We start from the raw sequence: 20,184 nt of genomic DNA, 5'->3' as shown, positions 1-20,184 counted from the left end.
CACCCCGCGCACCCCCTGCGCCGTAGACTGGCGATACCTCGTTCAACGGAAGAATGGGGAAAAAGCTTCCCGACAACGACCAGACGTCGAGAAAGCTGCCGACCGCCTCCGGTACTCGAAGGACACCGTGACCACGCTGCCCCCTCGCCGCCACAGCGCACCGACCGAGGACCACGAAGCCACCGGCCCGGCCCCAGCCGCCACCTTCGGCGACTACATGTCGCTGGTCAAACCCCGCATCATCGAACTCCTCCTCGTCACCACCTTCCCCGTGATGTTCCTCGCCCAACGAGGAATCCCCTCACCCTGGCTGATCGCAGCAACCCTGATCGGTGGCACCCTGTCCGCCGCCAGCGCCAACATCCTGAACTGCTACCTCGACCGGGACATCGACCGACTGATGCACCGCACGGAAAACCGCCCCCTGGTCACCGGCGCGATCTCACCCCGCCGCGCCCTGACCCTGGGCATCCTCGTGGGCCTCGCCTCGGTAGCAATCCTGGGCCTCTGCGTGAACTGGCTGTCCGCCTGGCTGTCCCTCGCCGCGATCTTCCTCTACGTCGGCTTCTACACGGTGCTCCTGAAAAGACGAACCTCCCAGAACATCGTCTGGGGCGGCGCCGCAGGCTGCATGCCAGTCCTCATCGGCTGGTCAGCCGTCACCGACAGCCTCACCTGGACACCAGTGATCCTCTTCCTCGTGGTCTTCTTCTGGACACCACCGCACTACTGGCCCCTGTCGATGCGCTTCAAAGACGACTACGCCGCAGCCGGCGTACCCATGCTCCCCGTCGTAGCCCAAGACCTCCACGTCGCACACCAGATCGTGATCTACTCCTGGGCCACCGTCACCACATCCCTGACCCTCATCCCCGTAGCACCCATGGGATGGATCTACACCCTGACCGCAGCACTCTCCGGCATCGTCTTCCTCGTCGAAGCCCACCGACTGCACTCACGCGCCAAGAACCCGGCGAACGACTCCCTGGCCTCACTGAAACCGATGCGACTCTTCCACTACTCGATCAGCTACCTGACGGTGCTCTTCATCGCGGTAGCCATCGACCCCCTCGTCCACCTACCACTCACCGCGCTGACCTGACAGACGAAAAACCGACCCGGCCACCCACCACGCCCGCGACCGGCCACCACGGATCACACCGACCGCGCTCGCGACTGGTCGCAGACCTCGACCGCGACACTCTCAGCGGCAGGGGCGCGGCCCGCCATCACCGCGAAGGTGACCACAGCGGTCAAGACTGCGGACAGGCCCATGTGGAAGGCCACCAGGACGACCGGAAGCCCGGTGAAGTACTGCAGATAACCGACAGCACCTTCGCACAGCACCAACAGCAGGGTCAGCGTCCACCACCGCGGCACTTCCTGAGGGCACTCACCCGGACGGTCTGAATCACGTGACTCACGACGGGAGATCAGGACCAGGGCGAGGGCCCCCGCCGTGAACACCCAGACCGACAAGGCGTGCAGACGAGAAGTCAGCAACGGGTCGAAACCGAAACGGACGTTCTCCACCGCGTCCCCGGAATGCGGGCCCGACCCGGTGACCGCAGTACCCAGAACGACCACCAGCACAAAGGACGAAACCACGACCACGACCAGCCGACGCATCAGTGTGCTGGTCACCGCTCTGCTGGGATGGCACCCCTTGTCGTAGTAGGCCAGGAGCCATGCCGAGTAGGCGACCAAGGCCACCGACAACAGAAAGTGTGGAGACACTGTCCGCGGATCGAGTTTGGTCAACACGATGACTCCGCCGACGACGGCCTGACCGAAGATCCCGGCCAACGGCACCCACGCCCACGTCCTGAAACGGCGACTTTCCGGGCCACCCACCGCCCGCCCATGACGATGAGCTGCCACCACCACCCAGACGGCCGCCGCAGTCAGCACGAAAGTCATCAACCGGTTACCGAATTCGACATACACATGCCACCCCTCGGCCTGCTTGGCCACCGGGGTGAACGATCCGGGCGTGCACTCCGGCCACGTCGGGCAACCCAGCCCCGACCCGGTCAACCGGACCAACCCACCGGAGACGATGATCGTGCCTTGGAGGACAAGATTGGCGATCAGTGCCGCCCGCAACCGAAAGGGGTCGGTCTGCCGGGCAGGGGATACGTCGGAGGTCACGGGCGTCATCGTACGTTCCGGAGAGGGACCGAAGGCCTCACCGCAACGACGGGTCGCCGACCGGTCCGCATGTCACTCAACGCAGCCTCACCCCCCCGGGCCGCGATCAGTCCGACCAACGGAAGAAACGCACCGTGGCAGCAACCAGCGCCGCACCCCAACACGCCAGGACGAGCATCGGCAGAACCGCGACCGAACCTCCCGCAGCCGCACGCAGACCCTCGCCCAGAGCCCCCGGCGGCAACAAGCCCACCAACACCGACCACACCCGCGGATACCCCTGGGCCGGTAACAGGACAGCTCCGCCGAAGGCCATCACCACCCACAGGAGATTGGCCAACGCGAGCACTGCCTCGGCACGCAACGTCCCGGCCAACAACAACGCCATCGCCACAAAAGTCGACGTACCCAACACCCAGAACACCCCCAGCCCAGGAATCAGCGACCAAGAAGGCCGCCACCCCAGGAGCCCGCCAGCCACTCCCAGCACCGCGAACTGCACCACCTGGATGAACAACACCGCCAGCACCCGCCCACACAAGAAACCGTCCCGGCCCAGGGGAGTGGTCCCCAACAACCGCAAGACCCCATAACGCCGATCGAAACCGGTACCGATGGCCTGTCCGGTAAAGGCCGACGAAAGCAACGCCAATGCCAACACGCCGGGCATCACCACCTCGACCCGCGACCCGCCACCCACATCCGGATAAGGAGAAAAAACCAAGCCCACCAGCGCAAACACCGGAAGAACCACAGATACCAGAAGTTGCTCCCCATTACTCAGAATGGTGACCATGTCGAACCCGGCCTGAGCCAGGACCCTTCTGCCCGGCGCCGCAGCGTCACCGCCTCCGACGGGCAGACCGTCCTGGCCACGAGACGAGACATCCCCTCCACCGGTCGACGTACTCATCCACGAGCCCTTCCGGTGAGTGCGAAATATGCCTCCGAAAGAGATGAGCCCCCGCAGACCTGCCTCAGGGGCCCGCGAGCCACCGCTCGCCCTCCATGGACCACCACCACCTGATCCGCCAACTCCTCGGCCTCCTCGAAGGAATGCGTGGTCAACACCACGCACACCCCACGATCACGATGCTCCCGGACGATCTCGTAGACATCGAGACGTGCATGCGGATCCAACCCGGACGTCGGCTCGTCCAGGAAGACCACCTCAGGTGACCCGACCAGCGCCGCAGCAAAAGCCACCCGACGACGCTGCCCGCCGGAGAGCCTCCGGATAGTGGTACGCGCATACCTGTCGATCCCCAGACGTCGAACCAGGGGTTCCACCGGGACGGGCCGCTCGTAAAACCGTGCAAGATGCGCCAACACAGCTACCGGTCGGGCACCATTCGGCAGCCCCCCGTCCTGCAACATCACGCCCACTCGAGCCCGATGAGCCGCCGACGCTCGCCAGGGGTCGACACCCAGGACCTCGACCCGTCCAGCATCCGGACGGATCAGTCCTTCCAGGCACTCCATCGTGGTGGTCTTCCCCGCACCATTCGACCCCAGAACCACAGTGACCTCGCCCCGCTGGGCGGACCAGCTCATTCCCTCCACCGCGACGGTGGAACCAAAACGCTTGCAAAGTTTTTCGGCGATCACAACGGACACGCCCCGAAGTCTAGGTGCGAGAGCGTCCCGACAGGCCCGCCACCACCAGGGCAACTACGGAAACAACGATCTGTCACCGCGAATCCCTGCCGGCCACGAGCGGGTGACCAAGCACCCGAATAATTAGGTAAGGTTTGTGTTGTGTTTTTCGCCCCGCTCCACGGTGGAGACGCCACACGCGTCCGCCACCAGGACGCACGCACCCGCGAGAAGGTCCTGCGTGCGGTAGTGGAGCACGGCCCCGTGACCGCGGGAACCCTCGCCGAAGAACTCGGCCTCACCCCTGCCGGCGTCCGCCGACACCTGGACACCCTCGAGGACGCCGGACAGATCCGCCTGGCACCCGCCCTCGAAACCCGTCGAGGACCAGGACGACCCGCCCGCACCTACGTCGCCGGCGACGTCAGCCAAGCCGGACTCACCACCGAATACGACCACGTCGCCACCCAGGCACTCCGCTTCCTCGCCGAACAAGCCGGCCCCCAAGCCATCACCCTCTTCGCCCGCCGTCGCATCGCGAACCTCGAAGAACGCTACGGGCCCACCATCTCCGCAGCAGGACCGGACATCACCCGCCGCACCGAAGCCCTCGCCGCGGCTCTCTCCGCCGACGGCTTCGCCGCGACCGCCCGCCCGATCGGCCACAGCACCGGCACCAACTGCCCGGCCAGCAGCACCCTCGGCCTCCAGCTCTGCCAAGGACACTGTCCCGTTCAGCAGGTCGCCGCAGAATTCCCCCAATTCTGCGAAGCCGAAACCGAAGCCTTCGCCCGTCTGCTGGGCGTCCATGTCCAACGACTCGCCACCTTGGCCTGCGGAGGACACGCCTGCACCACCTACATCCCGGCAGGCACCACCGAAACGACCGCCGCCCACCAACCCCGCCAGAGTGGCGACGAAGAAAAGACCGAGAGGAGCGAAGGATGAGCATCGACGAGCTCAACCCGGGCTTGAAAGATTTAGGCCGATACGAATACGGCTGGGCCGACAGCGATGTCGCTGGCGCCTCCGCCCGCCGAGGCCTGAACACCGACGTCGTCACCGACATCTCCCAGCGCAAGAACGAACCGGAGTGGATGACCAAACTCCGACTCAAGTCCCTGCGGCTCTTCGACAAGAAACCCATGCCCAGCTGGGGGAGCGACCTCACCGGCATCGACTTCCAGAACATCAAGTACTTCGTGAAATCCACGGAGAAACAAGCCACCACCTGGGAAGAGCTCCCCGAAGACATCAAAGCCACCTACGACAAACTGGGCATCCCCGAAGCCGAGAAACAACGCCTCATCGCCGGCGTCGCAGCCCAGTACGAATCCGAGGTCGTCTACCACCAGATCCGCGAAGACCTCGAAGAAAAAGGTGTCATCTTCGTCGATACCGACACCGGACTACGCGAACACGAAGAGCTCTTCAAAGAATATTTCGGCACCGTCATCCCCCCCGGCGACAACAAATTCGCCGCCCTCAACACCGCAGTCTGGTCCGGCGGCTCCTTCATCTACGTCCCCCCGGGCGTCCACGTCGACATCCCCCTCCAAGCCTATTTCCGCATCAACACCGAGAACATGGGCCAGTTCGAACGCACCCTGATCATCGCGGACGAAGGCTCCTACGTGCACTACGTCGAAGGCTGCACCGCCCCCATCTACAAATCCGACTCCCTGCACTCCGCCGTCGTCGAGATCATCGTCAAGAAGAACGCCCGCGTCCGCTACACCACCATCCAGAACTGGTCCAACAACGTCTTCAACCTCGTCACCAAACGAGCCACCTGCGACGCCGGGGCCACCATGGAATGGATCGACGGCAACATCGGATCCAAAGTCACCATGAAATACCCCGCCGTCTTCCTCCTGGGCGAACACGCCAAAGGCGAAACCCTCTCCATCGCCTTCGCCGGCGAAGACCAGCACCAGGACGCCGGCGCCAAAATGGTCCACGCCGCCCCCCACACCTCCAGCTCCATCGTCTCCAAATCAGTAGCCCGAGGCGGCGGACGCACCAGCTACCGAGGACTCATCCAGATCCTCGACGGCGCACAAGGCTCCAGAAGCACCGTCCGATGCGACGCACTCCTCGTCGACAACATCAGCCGCTCCGACACCTACCCCTACGTCGACGTCCGCGAGGACGACGTCCAAATGGGCCACGAAGCCACCGTCTCCAAAGTCAGCGACGACCAACTCTTCTACCTCATGTCCCGCGGCATGACCGAAGAAGAAGCCATGGCCATGATCGTGCGCGGCTTCGTCGAACCCATCGCACGCGAACTACCCATGGAATACGCGCTCGAACTCAACCGCCTCATCGAGCTGCAGATGGAAGGAGCCGTCGGCTGATGCCGATCGAGACCACCGCCGAAACCGCGACGACCACCCCGAACGTCGCACCCGCCCACCAGCACGACGGACACGCCGTCCCCGAACAATCCCGAGCCGACCGCACCACCTCCTACAACCCCGACGACTTCGCCGTACCCCACGGACGCGAAGAAGAATGGCGCTTCACCCCCCTCGACCGACTCCGCGGACTCCTCACCACCACACCCACACCCCACCCGGCACCCACCACCCACGGCGACCAGCGAGTACGCCACGAAACCACCACCCGCGAAGACGCCCGCACCCGCGCCACCGCAGGCCTCCCCGCCGACCGCGCCGCAGCACTCGCCGAAGAATCCTGCGACCAAGTCACCCTCCTCACCCTTCCCACGGAGACCGAACTCACCGAACCCTTCTACCTCCGTCAAGAAGGAAAGGGCACCACCGGGCCCACCGCGGGACACACCGTCATCCACGCCGAGCCCTTCAGCACCGGCACCGTCGTCCTGCACTTCACCGGTAGAGCCACCCTCACCGACCGGGTCGAAGTCGTCGCCCAGGACGGAGCACAGCTGACCATCGTCACCATCCACGAATGGGACGAGGACACCGTCCACCTCAGCGAACACGACGTCCTCCTCGGCCGCGACGCCACCGTCCGCCACATCACCGCCACCCTCGGCGGGAACCTCGTCCGCCAAGGCACCAACGCCCGATACACCGGCCCCGGCGGCACCTTCGAAGGACTCGGCGTCTACTTCGCCGACGACAGCCAACACATCGAACACCGACTCTTCGTCGACCACTCCGTCCCGCGCTGCACCAGCAACGTCGTCTACAAAGGCGCACTCCAAGGCGAGACCGCCCACACCGTCTGGGTCGGAGACGTCCTGATCCGCGCAGCAGCCGAAGGCACCGACACCTACGAACTCAACCGCAACCTCGTCCTCACCGACGGAGCCCGCGCGGATTCCGTACCCAACCTGGAGATCGAGACCGGCGAGATCGTCGGCGCAGGACACGCCAGCGCCACCGGCCGCTTCGACGACGAACAGCTCTTCTACCTCATGGCCAGAGGAATCCCCGAAGCAGAGGCCCGCAAACTCGTCGTACGAGCCTTCTTCGGAGAAATCGTCCAGAAGATCGGTATCCCAGAAATCAGTGAACACCTGATGTCCGCCGTCGACGACGAACTCGCCAAGGCCGGATCATGAGCTTCCAACACGCCTGCCGCACCACCGACATCCCGGACAGCGGCGCGCTCAAAGTCGACCTCGACGGCGCCCGCAGCGCCATCGCCATCGTCCGCGACGAAGAAGGCACCATCCACGCGGTCGAAGACGAATGCAGCCACGGCAGCGTCAGCCTCTCCGAAGGAGAAGTCGACGGCAACTGCATCGAATGCTGGCTGCACGGGTCCGCCTTCGACCTGAGAACCGGAGAACCGCAAAGCCCGCCAGCAACCGCGGCCATCCTCGTCTATCCCGTGCGGCTGGAAGGCGACGACATCTTCGTCGACGTCTCCACACCCACCAACATCTGAGCGGTCCCACCCCGCAGCCTGACCACAAGGAGTAATGGACGTGTCCACCCTCGAAATCCGCGACCTGCACGTCAGCGTGGAGACCGACACCGGCGCCAAGGAGATCCTCCGTGGCGTCAACCTGACCATCCGATCCGGAGAGACCCACGCCATCATGGGCCCCAACGGATCAGGGAAATCAACCCTGGCCTACAGCATCGCCGGCCACCCCAAATACACCGTCACCTCAGGAACCGCCACCCTCGACGGCGAAGACATCCTCGCCATGAGCGTCGACGAACGCGCCCGCGCAGGACTCTTCCTCGCCATGCAATACCCCGTGGAGGTCCCCGGAGTCTCAGTATCGAACTTCCTCCGCACCGCCAAGACCGCAATCGACGGCGAAGCACCGAAACTGCGCACCTGGGTCAAAGACGTGAAATCAGCCATGGCCGACCTCAAGATGGACCCGGCCTTCGCCGAACGCGACGTCAACGCAGGATTCTCCGGCGGAGAGAAGAAACGCCACGAGATCCTCCAACTGGAACTCCTCAAACCCAAGATGGCCGTCCTCGACGAAACAGACTCCGGACTCGACGTCGACGCCCTCCGCATCGTCTCCGAAGGCGTCAACCGCGCCAAAACAGCCAACGACCTCGGCGTTCTCCTCATCACCCACTACACCCGCATCCTGCGGTACATCAAACCCGATTACGTCCACGTCTTCGCCGGCGGCCGCATCGTCGAAGAAGGCGGCCCCGAACTCGCCGACCAGCTCGAGGAGAACGGCTACGACCGGTACATGGCGGCGAACTCCTGATGGCGATCAGCGGCACCACCGCGGCGACAGGGAACCCTCAGGACGGCGGCACCCCCCCAGCCACGCCGTTCACGGCCGACGAGCTGACCCGGATCCGCCACGACTTCCCCATCCTGACCCGCACCCTGCGCAACGACCAGCCGCTGATCTACCTGGACTCCGGAGCAACATCACAGAAGCCACGTTCCGTTCTGGACACCGAACGGAACTTCTACGAAACCCTCAACTCCGCCGTACACCGTGGCGCCCACCAACTCTCCGAAGAGGGCACCACGGTGTACGAGACATCCCGCGCTCGCATCGGGCGGTTCATCGGCGCTCCTGCTCGAGAGATCATCTTCACCAAGAGCGCCACCGAATCGTTGAACCTCCTGGCCTACACACTGAGCAATGCCCAGGCCTCCGGAGCTCTCGACAACTTGCCCTCCGACATCGCGCAGCGCCTCACACTCGGACCCGGTGACGAAATCTGCACCACGGAGATGGAGCACCACGCCAACCTGGTCCCCTGGCAGGAACTCGCGAAACGCACCGGGGCCACTCTGCGTTGGATCCCACTCGGAGCAGACGGTCGACTAGACCTGGACGCTCTTGACCGAAACGTCAACCCACGCACCAAAATTCTCGCATTCACCCATGTCAGCAACGTACTCGGCACGTTGAATCCCGTCGCCACCCTGACCGCTCGTGCACGCGAGGTCGGCGCACTGACCGTCCTGGACGCCTGCCAGTCCGCGCCTCACCTGCCTCTCGACGTGACCGCACTCGATGTCGACTTCGCCGCTTTCTCCGCCCACAAGATGCTCGGACCGATGGGTCTGGGAGTGTTGTGGGGTAGGTACGATCTGCTCTGCGCTCTCCCTCCGTATCTGACCGGCGGTTCCATGATCGAAGTGGTCCGCATGGAGGGTTCGACCTACCTGCCGCCTCCGGAGAAATTCGAGCCAGGTGTCCCTGCGGCCGCGCAGGTGGCCGCGTTCGCAGCTGCCTGCGATTACCTTGACGACCTGGGGATGTCCCGTGTCGCGGCGCACACTCATGCGTTGGCCGGTCAGCTTCTGGCTGAGTTGGTGGAACGTCCGTGGGCGCGGGTTCTCGGGCCGGGGGAGAGTGCGGACCGTTCCGGCGCGGTGTCCTGGGTAGTGGACGGGGTCCACCCTCACGATGTCGGCCAGATCCTGGACGATGCGGGCATCGCCGTCCGAGTCGGCCATCATTGTGCTGCGCCTCTGCATCGGGCGCTGCGGGTCGTGGCTTCGACCCGTGCCTCTTTCGCGCCGTACAACACTCCGGACGAGGTGGCTGCCTTGGTCACTGCTCTCGACCGGATTCCGGCCATCTTCCGATTGGAGACGTGATGGATCTCTATCAGGAATTGATCCTCGATCACAGTAAGCATCCGCAGCACGCCGGTCTTCGTGAACCGTTCGGTGCCGAGGTGCATCACGTCAATACGACCTGTGGCGACGAGATCACTCTGCGCGTCTACCTGGATGATGCGGCCAAGGGAGCCGAGGCCGTCGTGCAGGACATCAGTTATGACGCGCTGGGTTGTTCGATCTCGACGGCCTCGGTCTCGATCCTCGCCCAGGAGTGCATCGGTCATACCTTGGCCGAGACGATGGAGACCTATTCCGCCATGCGCACCATGCTCACCTCACGGGGCCAGGACAATGGCAACGAGGAGATCATCGGTGACGGTGTCGCGCTGGCCGGGGTGGCCCAGTACCCTGCCCGTGTGAAATGCGCCTTGCTCGGCTGGAGCGCACTGACCGATGCTCTCGCCCGCGCTGGAGCCGACCTGACGACCTTCACCCCGGAGGAAGACCGATGACCGAGCCCGCTCAGAACCCGTCGCAGGATCTCCAGGACGGCGGCACACCCTCGATGCCGACGAATGTCGCCGACATCGAGGAAGCCCTGCGTGATGTCGTCGACCCCGAGTTGGGTATCAATGTGGTCGACCTGGGGCTGATCTACGGTGTGCATCTTGACGGTGGAACACATGCGGTGATCGATATGACCTTGACCTCTGCGGCGTGTCCGCTGACCGATGTCATCGAGGACCAGACCGCACAAGCTCTGGAAGGTTTGGTCGAGAGCCATCGCATCAACTGGGTGTGGATGCCTCCGTGGGGACCGGACAAGATCACGCCGGACGGGCGCGAGCAGCTGCGCGCCCTCGGCTTCAACGTCTGAGTTCTTCGATACTCATCGGCCTGACGCGTCCGGCCCTCTCGTGAGGGTCGGACGCGTCAGGGAAAATCTGTGTCTCGATCGGATGGCATGCCCCTCGGCGTCGGCTGGATGACCAGGAAGCGTAAGGTCAGCTAGCGTCGGTGGAGGAGCACATCACCTTGATCGATCGTGCCGACCTTCAGGAGCGATGACTTGATGAGTTCTTCTACCACGATAGCTTTGCTCCCCGAAGCAGCACGGGCGATGAGCGAAGTCTTGAGCCAGGTGCCTGGTCCGTCGTGGTACGACCCGTCTCCCTGTCACGGTTGGCGGGTCGGCGATGTCGCCAACCATGTGGTGGCTGAGCATTTGTGGGCGCCTCATCTATTGAGGGGAGAAACCTTGGACCAGGTCGGGGATCGTTATGCCGGTGACATGCTGGGCGCGGATCCGGTGGCTTCCTGGCGCCGGGCGATGACGATGTCCTTGATGGCCTGGGCGCAGGTAGACCATGATGCGCGGGTGCATACCGGGCAGGGTCTGATCGATGTGGTCGAGTACGCCCACCAGATGTTGCTCGATCTGGTGGTCCATGCCTGGGATATCGCTGCAGGTGCCGGTGTCTCTTATGCGCCGGTGGAGAATGCGATCGAGGATGCCATCGCCTATGAGAAGCCACGTGTCTCAGCTCAAGGAATTCCTGGGGTGTTCGGGCCACCATCGACCTATGCGGGGGAGAACCGGTTGGGAGTGCTCCTGGCGATGACAGGTCGTACGCCTTTCCGGCGAGGGTGAGGGATTTCGCTGAAAAATTCATCAGGGACGATGCGGGGGAGTGGGGCTGCCGTGGATCGGCATTGTGGATGGGGACGTGCATTGCGTGATCGTTCGGTGAATCCGGTGTGCTGTTGATGCGCGTCGAGCGCGAGAGCGAAAAGAGTTGTTTTCCGATTCCTCGGGTTCATTTGTCCAGGCATAACCATTTTCCGATAACGATGGTTATGTCATTTTTTTAAAAGTCACACCATTACTCACAACAACAAAAACAAGCAATGAAACCAGGATTTCACCTCAAGCCAAAACACCTTCGCCCCTGTTGCCTCACTTGTCAGTGACGGGGGAGGGGGATGCCGGGGTGACGCCCGTAGCCGCCAGCCGCTACCTGTCATGACCGATTCTTCCCTCCAGGGGCCTCAGAAATTCGTCAGGAGCGATTCTCCGCGACAGGCCTCCCTCCGCCGTGCGCGGAACGCGCCTTGAGCGGACGGAGGGGCGCTCCCAGCACATGCCTTCAGGTCAAGGGCGTTGACCTGCACGGATAGCGCAGATGACCGACGGATACCGTATCCGGCCGCTGATACGCGCTTGAGCTGCAACGATGCCGCACAGTAAACAGCTCAGTCCGCCTTCAGTCCGCGCCGGAACGCCCCCAGAACACTCTCTGCACAGAGTGACGAGTTGCTCCAGGGAATCGGGCCCGGTGCGACCTCCAAAGTGCGCCCACCCCGGGCCGTCATCTGTATAGGGTTGACCCCTGGTGCAGGAGAAGGGCAGTCGACTGCCAGGCGACATGAGCCCTCTCGGCACGATCGACGTGAGGGATCGATGGGATCAGTCAAGAAGAGGAAAGACACCGGACGGTGGCGGGGACGATACCGGGATGCTTCGGGCCGCGAACATGCCAAGGACTTCGACCGACAGACCGACGCGCGACGCTGGGTCGCCGAAGAAGAACTCAAAGTTCATCGCGGAGACTGGACCGACCCGCGGCGGGCCACCGTCACCGTCGGTGAACTCTGGCCGGACTGGTTCGCCGCACAACGGCTCAAACCGTCGACCCGAGCCTCGTACGACTCGCTCTGGCGAACCGTCGTCGCCCCGACCTGGGGGGAGACCCCCTTGTCCAAGGTCACCACCGCTGGAGTCCGACGGTGGGTGAACAATGCCGAAGGCCCACGCGGACCGGTATCGGCGTCCAGGGCCAGGCAGGCACACCACGTACTGTCTGCTCTGCTCGACTCTGCCGTAGAGGACGGGCGTATCCCACAGAATCCGGCGCGCCCCGCCACGACCAACCGAAGAGGTTTCCTCCCTCCTCTTCCCAGGCAGGAAATGCACTGTCTGAGTCGCGCTCAATTGTTGGCCTTGGCCGACGCCATTCCGAGTCACCGTCCGGCAATCTATCTTCTCGGTTTCTGCGCGCTGCGTTCCGGAGAAGTCGCCGGTCTGCGGGTCGGCGACGTCGATCTGCTCCGGCAGCGGCTGCACATCCGCCGGAATATCGTCGAGATCTCCGGGCAACTCGTCGAAGGCGAGCCGAAGTCCGCTCGAGGACGACGGACCCTTCCGCTGCCGGGCTTCGTCCTCGAGGTCATCGCGCCATTGGTCGACGGGCGTTCTCCCGACATGCCGTTACTGACCTCACCACGAGGGCGTCCCTGGCGGGCCACCAATTTCCGTCGTTCCTTCGACCGCGGCATCATCTCGGCCGGCATCGCCACGCAGGAGGGGAAGGACACCGTCCGGGTACATGACCTGCGACATTCCGGGGTCTCCTTGTGGCTTTCCGAAGGTGTGCCCCTGGTCACCGCCTCCCGGATGGCCGGGCATGCCTCGGTGTCCATCACCGGTGACACCTACGCCCACGTCCTCCCCGACCAGCTGGACGAGATCGCCCAGACCTTGGACGCCGCCCACGAGGCACGGGCCCCGATGCCGGTCGATCTGGCCGCCCGTCGGTCGGCATCCCTACGTCGACCGACGGGCGGTCTCTCCGCCGCCACCGGGACCGATGACTTGCGGCCACGTGGCTGACGGTACGAACACCTCGACGTCTTTCATACGAGGCGTACCTCGGCGGATCGGGATCTACGGCACCGGACGGCTCGCCCATGCCCTCGCCCAGGCGCTCGGCGGAAACGACCGGGAACTGCAGCTCGTGCTCAGCGGGCGCGATCTCGCGCAGGTGCAGGCTCTGGCCCGGCAGACCGGAGCCCGGATCTCCACTCCGGAGGAACTGCCCGAGCAGAGCGATCTGCTCCTGCTCCTGATCGCCGACGACGCCATCGCCGATGTGGCTGCCGAACTGGCAGCTCTTCCCGGAGAACCTCCCGATTCGGTCGTGCACTGCTCCGGTGCAGTGGAGCTTGCCGTTCTACGGCCCTTCGCCGACCGGGGATCCCGCACGGCAGCGTGGCATCCACTGTGGTGTTTTCCCCGTGGAGGAAGCATCCAACCGTGTACCTGGACGGTGGCCGGGGGAGAGGGCTCGTTGGCCACCGATCTGGTCGAACTCACCCGCTGCCTCGGTGGATCTCCTCGGATCATGACAGGTGGTGACCGGGCCGGCTATCACGCGGCAGCGGTTCTCGCGTCCAATCTCCCCATGGCCCTTCTTGCCCGGGCCTGCGACCTTCTCGTCGACAACGGTTTCACCCGCGACGAAGCGGTCGAAGCCTTGCTGCCGTTGGCCAGAAGTGCGTACGCCGCGGTCGAACAGGCCGGTTTACCTGCGGGAATCACCGGTCCTGCCGTCCGCGGCGACATCGGAACCCTTCGCCGCCATCTGGATGCTCTTACAGATCGTCCTCAGACCGAACTGCTCTACCGGCTGCTCAGCCTGACGGTCCTGGACCTTGTCCGTTCTCCCGAGCAGGACGCCCACCGAGAACTCCGGCAGATGCTCCTCCCCGAGAGGCCTCATCACTGAGCCCCGAAAGATGTCCTGTGTCGCTTAGGATCGGGCCTCGGCGGCGAGCTGGAAAAACGTTGCGGTTCGCTGTATCCCACTGAACTGACACGGAGACGGCTTTGCCCTACAGGACCATGGTGAGCGGCAAGATCCATCGCGCCCGTATCACCGCTGCAGATCTGCACTACGTCGGCTCCATCACGGTCGACGAGGATCTGCTCGACGCTGCCGGGATCCTGCCCTACGAGCAGGTCCAGGTGGTCGACATCGACAATGGTGCTCGACTGGAGACCTACACCATCCCCGGTGCCCGTCGGTCAGGAGAGATTCAGCTCAACGGTGCCGCTGCCCGGCTGGTAGCGCCCGGGGACCTGGTCATCATCATGTCCTATCAACAGGTGGAGACACCCGTTCCGACGGACTGGCATCCTCGCGTTGTTCTCGTCGACCCCGCCAGCAACACCGTCGACCGGGTGATCACCCGGCGTGACGACCCAGCCGCCCTCGTCGGGGCCACCCTCCTGCACGCTCCCGAACGGATGATCTGATGCGCCTTTCCGTCGCCGACCTGCACGCCCGCTATCTCGACGGACAACGACTCACAATGGTCACCGGCTATGACTACACGTCGGCCCGGATCATCGACCGCACCGAGATTCCACTGATCCTCGTCGGAGATTCGCTCGGCATGGTCGTCCAAGGCCATGACAGCACTCTTCCGGTGACGGTCGAGGAGATCCTGTACCACACCCGCTCGGTCGCCCGCGGCGCGAACCGGGCGCTGATCGTCGCCGACCTGCCCTTCCTCAGCTACAGCACACCTCAGGATGCGATTCGGCACAGCGGGCGGCTTCTCGCCGAGGGCGGCGCCGGATCGGTCAAACTCGAAGGCGGGGTGACCTCGGCCGACACGATCCGTTGCCTGGTCGACGTCGGCATCCCGGTCATGGGGCATATCGGTTTCACCCCGCAGGCGGTGCACCACATCGGTCTGTGTGTCCAGGGCAAGAACCTGGCCCGAGCCACCCAGATCTACCGGGACGCCCTGGCCGTCGAGGAATCCGGGGCCTGGGCTGTCGTCCTCGAGCTCATCCCCTCCGGGCTGGCTCGGGCCATCACCGAACGTCTGGCCATCCCCACCATCGGCATCGGCGCCGGTCCTCACTGCGACGGCGAGGTCCAGGTCTGGCACGACATCCTCGGCCTCTACGACGACTTCGTTCCTCGGCACACCCGCCGGTTCGCTGATCTCGCCGAGACCGCGGCCCGCGCGCTCGAGGACTACCATCGGAGTGTCCTCGAGCGGAGTTTCCCTACCGGGGAGAACAGTTCCTCTCTCGATGAGGACATCTTGTCCGCAGTATTGGTCGCGGTCGACCACACCACGGGCCTTCCGTCGGGAGAACGCTGACATGCAGATCGTGACGACCCGCGACCAGATGCGATCAGCTCGGGCGGCATACACTGCTCTGGGTTTCGTCCCCACCATGGGCTACCTGCACGAAGGGCATCTCTCGTTGGTCCGGCGAGCCAAGGCCGAATGCGGTTCCGTGGCGGTATCGATCTTCGTCAATCCCACCCAGTTCGGCCCTGAGGAGGACCTCGACGCCTACCCTCGGGATCTCGCCCGAGATCTCGATCTCCTCGCTCAGGCCGGTGCCGACGTGGTCTGGACACCGCAGGTCCAGGACATCTATCCGCGAGGGTCGGTCACCGCGGTCGAGGTCGGAGAGCTCTCGGTTCCCTTGGAGGGAGTCCGTCGTCCCGGGCATTTCCGGGGAGTGGCCACCGTCGTGGCGATCTTGCTCGCGGTGACTACACCGGATCGGCTCTACGTGGGGCAGAAGGACGCCCAACAGGCGGCAGTGTTGCGGCGTATGGTCGACGACCTGGGGTTCGCTACCGAGGTGGTGGTGGCGCCGACCGTCCGGGAGGACGACGGACTGGCCCTCAGTAGCCGCAATGCCTACTTGACCGGGGGCGAACGTCATGCCGCTCGCTGTCTGTCCCGGGCGCTGAGCAGAGTCGACGAGGCCTGGCGTGCGGGGGAGCGCAGCGCTGAGAGACTGCGGGAACTGGGCAGATCCGTCGTACTCGCCGAGCCTCTGGCAGAGCTGTCCTACTTCTCTGTCGCCGACCGGGAGACCCTTGTCGAGATCGCCGATGGCGTCATGGTCGATCCGGGACACGGTGCTCTGGTGTCCACCGCAGTGCGGATAGGCGCTCCGACACTCCTCGACAACATTGTTCTGACCCCGTATTCACCGAGCTGATGATTTCGCGGTTTTCGCCGCCGCTTTCATCTGTTGTTTGTACGCTCTGACCTGTGCCAGGCTCGGTGCGTCGACGACATCGGCGACCGATCGGAAACCTTCGGTGCCGTAATCACCGGCAGCTTCGACCCACCCCTCGGGGCAGATGCCACGTTGTTTGCCCAACAAGGCCACGAAGATCTTGGCTTTCTGCTCACCGAACCCGGGTAGATCCTTCAGACGTCGCAGCAGGTCTGCACCGTCGGTGGCCTCGGACCAGATCCTCTCGGCATCTCCGTCGTAGGAGCTCACCAGTTCTGCGCACAGTTTCTGTGTCCGTTGTGCCATCGACCCCGGATACCGGTGCAGGGCCGGGGGAGTGCGGAACCATTCCTCGATGGTCTCGGTGGGGGCGCCGGCGATCATCTTCGCGTTCAGACGGTCGGTGCCCATCCGTTCGGCCAGTACCGCCGGAGAGGTGAAGGCCTTTTCCATGGGGATCTGCTGGTCGAGCAACATCCCGATCAGCAGGGCCAGCGGGTCACGGTCGAGCAACAGGTTCGCTGCATCGGTGGTTGCAAGGTGCATAACCCCAGGTTAGCGGCCTAATGTGAGCGGTTCCTATCCCGCCGACGAAGATATGAGCCCAGGTAGGGCACCGAGAATCGCACCAGTCCGTATCCTGCAGGTTCGATCGTCCCGTTGGTGATCAACCGGTCCCGGTACACCCCGGCATATTGTGCGGATACCTGCATCCGTGCGGCGATATCCCCTGTCCGCGACGGTCCTTCCCCGTCCTTGGCCATCGCTCGAAGGTAGGCCTTGTCGATATCGGACAGTTTCGCCACTGCGGGTTCATGGACCAAGGTGCCCAGCCGTTGGGTCGCCTGTTCGATGCCGTCCACGACATCGGCATGAGTGACCTGTTCGGCTTGCGGGTTCCGCAACCAGATCCGGTGTCCGACCAGCTGGACCAGGAACGGATATCCGTAGGTCGCTCGGGCTGCACGGGATGCGTCCTTCTCATCGATATGTCGTCCGGCATCCCCGAAGGTCTGTACGAAGGCCTCTGCGACCTCCGGGATCGGAACCTCACCCAATGAATATCTCTCGGCACGACGTAGGAAGGTCACCACGTCATCGTTCAGTAGGTCCTCGACCGCCCATCGCAGGCCGGCGGCCGCGAAGGCCAAGTCCCGTTGTTCCCGGCGTGCCACCTGCACCAGCTCTCCGAGTTTGCGCAGCTCTTCCCGGTCGGCGCTCTGCACTTCGTCGACCGTGACCATCAGCCCGGTCTCTCGTGGGCGCAGGATGTCGGTCAGCTCCATCACCTGCGACCGCAAGGTGGATTCCGCCGGGAAACGGTCGGCCACGGTGCCCCCGCCACCGCCGAACGGGGTAGAGACCGACAGCTGGGTCAACCTTCCCCGTGGACGTTCGCTGTGTTCGGTCAACAAGCGAGGAAGGTGGTCACGGGTCAACCGTTCCAGCAGTCCCTTCGACGCCGTCTCCCTGACCACCAGCCACCCCAAGGACGCGGCGAGATCTTCGTACGCATTGAGCATCACAGTCTTACCTGTGCCCCGAGCTCCTACGAAAAGAACTGTGCGGGTGGGAGACTGAGGGCCATCCTCGAAAGTGTCCCGGATCTCGTCGAGAATCTGATCCCGCCCGATGAGGATATGCGGACTGGCGCCGAAGGTCGGCGCGAAGGGGTTCCGAGCCATACCCAAAATATAAAGAGAACGGCCTGGATATAAAAGCTTCTCAACGGGCGCGCCCGAAAACCTACTTCGCGTACTCCCCGACAGCCATCATGAACCCACCGATCTGCGCACCGAACTCCGGCGCGCCCTCCATGACCAACTTCCCCGACGCGGTCGACTCCAGCATGTCATCGATATCCAGCAAGATCCCCAATGCCGAGTCCAACGAATCAAAACGCAGAGTGAAGAAGGGCTTGCTCCGCAGGTAAGCCCCCCGCGCTGCCTTCGTGCGGCCGGCCCTGACCCGCAGATGTGCAGCAACCTCCGGATGGCCATCCACCGACCAGGCATACACCCGATCCGGGCTCCGCGCCGCCCACCTCGCGATCTCAGGATGACCAGCCCGGTTCAACCCGCTGATCCCCGACGACAACAGACCAAAATACAACCGGACGACCAACGACTTCGTCGCCTCGTCCCGCGGCGGCCGATCCGCCCCCAACAGACTCGACAAAGCCATCAAGACCCGCATAAAAGCGATAAACAGCATAAAACCACCAGGACGCCATATGCCCCGGATCCGCGGCAACCGCTTCGTCCGCCCCTTGAAGAACGCATTGAAATGAGCCAACGACCCGAAGAACAACTCCACATCGGGTGACTCACACACCCCCAGGCGCACCTCCAGATCCCCATCAGCCACGACATAGTGCACCGCCCGCACCCCGTCAGGACCATCCACCGCCACCTGGACGACGCCCTCCCGACCACGAAACCCCCGCCCGCATTCCGCCCGCTCCGCCACCAACACCTTCACCAACGGAAGCACACCCCGCAGAAAGACCACCGAGGTCAAAACCTCCTCGGAAACCTCCCCCTCCTGCGCAACGACCGCCACCTCCTCCACGCCGCCCATCAGAACTCGTCGTCCCAGTCGTCGGCGTCCTCGAAATCCAACTCCATCACCTCTCGCACAGCAGCGACGATCCCCGCCATGTCGAAACCATGATGAGACATCAGATCCTCATGCAAACCGATGGGGGAGAAGCAGTCCTGCAGACCCAACCGACGGAAGACACACGCCCGACCGCCCTCCGCGACAACCTCAGCCACCGCCCCACCCAACCCGCCGACCACCGTATGGTCCTCCACCGTGACGATCCGCCGGGTCTCCTGCACCGCCGCACGAACCGCCTCCACATCCAAAGGCTTGATCGTGTGCATATCCAACACCCGCACAGACACACCATCGATATCGGCAAGCTCCCGCGCCGCCTGCACCGCCTGGAAAACCCCCGCCCCACAAGCAATCACCGTCAGATCAGTCCCCTCGTGCAGACACACCGCACGCCCGACCTCGAAACCGTAATCCATCCGCTCATAAACAACCTGGTCAAAACCACGATTGATCCGCACATACACCGGCCCCGGACGTTCGTAGGCCGCGATCACCGCATTCGCCGTCTCCACCCCGTCCGCAGGACACAACACCGTCAGATTCGCCATCGACCGCATGATCGCCAGATCTTCCGTGCAATGGTGCGTCGACCCAGCCTGACCGAAACTCAACCCCGCATGCGAACCGATCATCTTCACACCCAGGTTCGGATAACAGACATCCGTATGCACCTGATCCAACGCCCGCATCGAATTGAAAATCGCAAAACTCGACGTAAAAGGAACCAACCCACACGCAGCCATCCCCGCCGCCGCACCGATCATGTTCGCCTCAGCGATACCGAAGTTGTAGAACCGATCCGGAAAACGCTCCGCAAACACCCCCACCTTCGTCGACTTCGCCAGATCCGGTGTCAACGTGACGATCTCAGGATGATCCTCCGCCAGATCCGCCAACACCGTCGCATAGATCTCCGCCGTCGACAGCTTCGTCGTCTGATCAACCGTGTACGTCAAACCACCCGCCAT

General features: G+C 63.8%; 22 protein-coding genes. 15 read left to right on the top strand and 7 right to left on the bottom strand.

The features are described 5' to 3' along the window. Positions 1 to 127 precede the first annotated feature (127 nt). Positions 128 to 1,102, top strand: coding sequence for a heme o synthase (locus tag AUCHE_RS03780; protein WP_006501949.1), 975 nt, complete (start codon positions 128 to 130; stop codon positions 1,100 to 1,102). Positions 1,103 to 1,155: 53 nt separating this feature from the next. Here AUCHE_RS03780 and AUCHE_RS03775 read toward each other — a convergent pair whose 3' ends face one another. From AUCHE_RS03775 to AUCHE_RS03765, 3 genes are all read right to left on the bottom strand, one after another. Continuing rightward, a complete protein-coding gene (locus AUCHE_RS03775; protein WP_052024795.1) occupies positions 1,156 to 2,160 on the bottom strand; it encodes a COX15/CtaA family protein in 1,005 nt (334 codons plus the stop codon). A gap of 97 nt (positions 2,161 to 2,257) precedes the next feature. After that, positions 2,258 to 3,064, bottom strand: a complete 807-nt coding sequence (locus tag AUCHE_RS03770) for an ABC-2 transporter permease (protein ID WP_245706799.1) — start codon at positions 3,062 to 3,064, stop codon at positions 2,258 to 2,260. Beyond that, a complete protein-coding gene (locus tag AUCHE_RS03765; protein ID WP_006501946.1) occupies positions 3,061 to 3,759 on the bottom strand; it encodes an ABC transporter ATP-binding protein in 699 nt (232 codons plus the stop codon). The genes AUCHE_RS03770 and AUCHE_RS03765 overlap by 4 nt, the downstream gene beginning before the upstream one ends. Positions 3,760 to 3,909: 150 nt before the next feature. Here AUCHE_RS03765 and AUCHE_RS03760 point away from each other — a divergent pair, with 150 nt between their 5' ends. The 14 genes from AUCHE_RS03760 (at position 3,910) to panC (ending at position 16,573) form a co-directional block, all read left to right on the top strand. Further along, a complete protein-coding gene (locus AUCHE_RS03760; protein WP_081578121.1) occupies positions 3,910 to 4,695 on the top strand; it encodes a helix-turn-helix transcriptional regulator in 786 nt (261 codons plus the stop codon). Further along, positions 4,692 to 6,107: a Fe-S cluster assembly protein SufB gene (sufB, locus tag AUCHE_RS03755; RefSeq protein WP_006501944.1), complete on the top strand. Its 1,416-nt coding sequence runs from the start codon at positions 4,692 to 4,694 to the stop codon at positions 6,105 to 6,107. The genes AUCHE_RS03760 and sufB overlap by 4 nt, the downstream gene beginning before the upstream one ends. Continuing rightward, positions 6,107 to 7,303, top strand: coding sequence for a Fe-S cluster assembly protein SufD (gene sufD / locus AUCHE_RS03750; RefSeq protein WP_006501943.1), 1,197 nt, complete (start codon positions 6,107 to 6,109; stop codon positions 7,301 to 7,303). The genes sufB and sufD overlap by 1 nt, the downstream gene beginning before the upstream one ends. Further along, on the top strand, positions 7,300 to 7,632 hold the full coding sequence (locus AUCHE_RS03745) for a non-heme iron oxygenase ferredoxin subunit (protein WP_006501942.1): 333 nt from the start codon (positions 7,300 to 7,302) through the stop codon (positions 7,630 to 7,632). The genes sufD and AUCHE_RS03745 overlap by 4 nt, the downstream gene beginning before the upstream one ends. A 40-nt stretch (positions 7,633 to 7,672) precedes the next feature. Next, positions 7,673 to 8,431 (top strand): Fe-S cluster assembly ATPase SufC, encoded by a 759-nt coding sequence (sufC, locus tag AUCHE_RS03740; RefSeq protein ID WP_040321534.1) that lies wholly within the window; start codon positions 7,673 to 7,675, stop codon positions 8,429 to 8,431. After that, positions 8,431 to 9,789 carry an aminotransferase class V-fold PLP-dependent enzyme gene (locus AUCHE_RS03735; RefSeq protein ID WP_006501940.1) on the top strand — a complete coding sequence of 453 codons (1,359 nt, stop codon included), beginning with the start codon at positions 8,431 to 8,433 and terminating at the stop codon, positions 9,787 to 9,789. The genes sufC and AUCHE_RS03735 overlap by 1 nt, the downstream gene beginning before the upstream one ends. After that, the gene (gene sufU, locus AUCHE_RS03730) at positions 9,789 to 10,265 is read left to right on the top strand and encodes a Fe-S cluster assembly sulfur transfer protein SufU (RefSeq protein ID WP_006501939.1); all 477 of its coding nucleotides are present in this window, start codon (positions 9,789 to 9,791) and stop codon (positions 10,263 to 10,265) included. The genes AUCHE_RS03735 and sufU overlap by 1 nt, the downstream gene beginning before the upstream one ends. After that, positions 10,262 to 10,630, top strand: coding sequence for a metal-sulfur cluster assembly factor (locus AUCHE_RS03725; RefSeq protein ID WP_006501938.1), 369 nt, complete (start codon positions 10,262 to 10,264; stop codon positions 10,628 to 10,630). Before sufU ends, AUCHE_RS03725 begins: the two co-directional genes overlap by 4 nt. 195 nt (positions 10,631 to 10,825) lie before the next feature. Next, positions 10,826 to 11,404, top strand: a complete 579-nt coding sequence (locus AUCHE_RS03720) for a TIGR03086 family metal-binding protein (RefSeq protein WP_006501937.1) — start codon at positions 10,826 to 10,828, stop codon at positions 11,402 to 11,404. An 810-nt stretch (positions 11,405 to 12,214) separates the two neighbouring features. Next, entirely contained in the window at positions 12,215 to 13,423 is a 1,209-nt protein-coding gene (locus AUCHE_RS03715; protein WP_006501936.1) for a tyrosine-type recombinase/integrase, read from the top strand. Then, a complete protein-coding gene (locus tag AUCHE_RS15490) occupies positions 13,416 to 14,318 on the top strand; it encodes a Rossmann-like and DUF2520 domain-containing protein (protein WP_006501935.1) in 903 nt (300 codons plus the stop codon). The genes AUCHE_RS03715 and AUCHE_RS15490 overlap by 8 nt, the downstream gene beginning before the upstream one ends. A gap of 116 nt (positions 14,319 to 14,434) precedes the next feature. Further along, complete coding sequence (panD, locus tag AUCHE_RS03700) at positions 14,435 to 14,848, top strand: aspartate 1-decarboxylase (protein WP_040321416.1); 414 nt, start codon at positions 14,435 to 14,437, stop codon at positions 14,846 to 14,848. Then, positions 14,848 to 15,711, top strand: a complete 864-nt coding sequence (gene panB, locus AUCHE_RS03695) for a 3-methyl-2-oxobutanoate hydroxymethyltransferase (RefSeq protein WP_006501933.1) — start codon at positions 14,848 to 14,850, stop codon at positions 15,709 to 15,711. The genes panD and panB overlap by 1 nt, the downstream gene beginning before the upstream one ends. A gap of 1 nt (position 15,712) precedes the next feature. Continuing rightward, complete coding sequence (gene panC / locus AUCHE_RS03690) at positions 15,713 to 16,573, top strand: pantoate--beta-alanine ligase (RefSeq protein WP_006501932.1); 861 nt, start codon at positions 15,713 to 15,715, stop codon at positions 16,571 to 16,573. Here panC and AUCHE_RS03685 read toward each other — a convergent pair. The 4 genes from AUCHE_RS03685 to AUCHE_RS03670 all read right to left on the bottom strand — a co-directional run bounded on the left by AUCHE_RS03685 (position 16,562) and on the right by AUCHE_RS03670 (position 20,184). Next, the gene (locus AUCHE_RS03685; protein ID WP_006501931.1) at positions 16,562 to 17,140 is read right to left on the bottom strand and encodes an HhH-GPD-type base excision DNA repair protein; all 579 of its coding nucleotides are present in this window, start codon (positions 17,138 to 17,140) and stop codon (positions 16,562 to 16,564) included. The genes panC and AUCHE_RS03685 overlap by 12 nt on opposite strands. Positions 17,141 to 17,157: 17 nt before the next feature. Beyond that, entirely contained in the window at positions 17,158 to 18,279 is a 1,122-nt protein-coding gene (locus AUCHE_RS03680) for an ATP-binding protein (RefSeq protein WP_040321531.1), read from the bottom strand. 61 nt (positions 18,280 to 18,340) lie between these two features. Next, positions 18,341 to 19,174, bottom strand: coding sequence for a hypothetical protein (locus AUCHE_RS03675; RefSeq protein ID WP_006501929.1), 834 nt, complete (start codon positions 19,172 to 19,174; stop codon positions 18,341 to 18,343). Next, positions 19,174 to 20,184: a transketolase family protein gene (locus tag AUCHE_RS03670; protein WP_006501928.1), complete on the bottom strand. Its 1,011-nt coding sequence runs from the start codon at positions 20,182 to 20,184 to the stop codon at positions 19,174 to 19,176. Before AUCHE_RS03670 ends, AUCHE_RS03675 begins: the two co-directional genes overlap by 1 nt.

Origin of the sequence: Austwickia chelonae NBRC 105200 (assembly GCF_000298175.1) — a bacterium.
In the GTDB taxonomy this organism is placed as follows: Bacteria; Actinomycetota; Actinomycetes; order Actinomycetales; family Dermatophilaceae; genus Austwickia; species Austwickia chelonae.
This window is presented reverse-complemented; position numbering and strand designations above follow the sequence as displayed.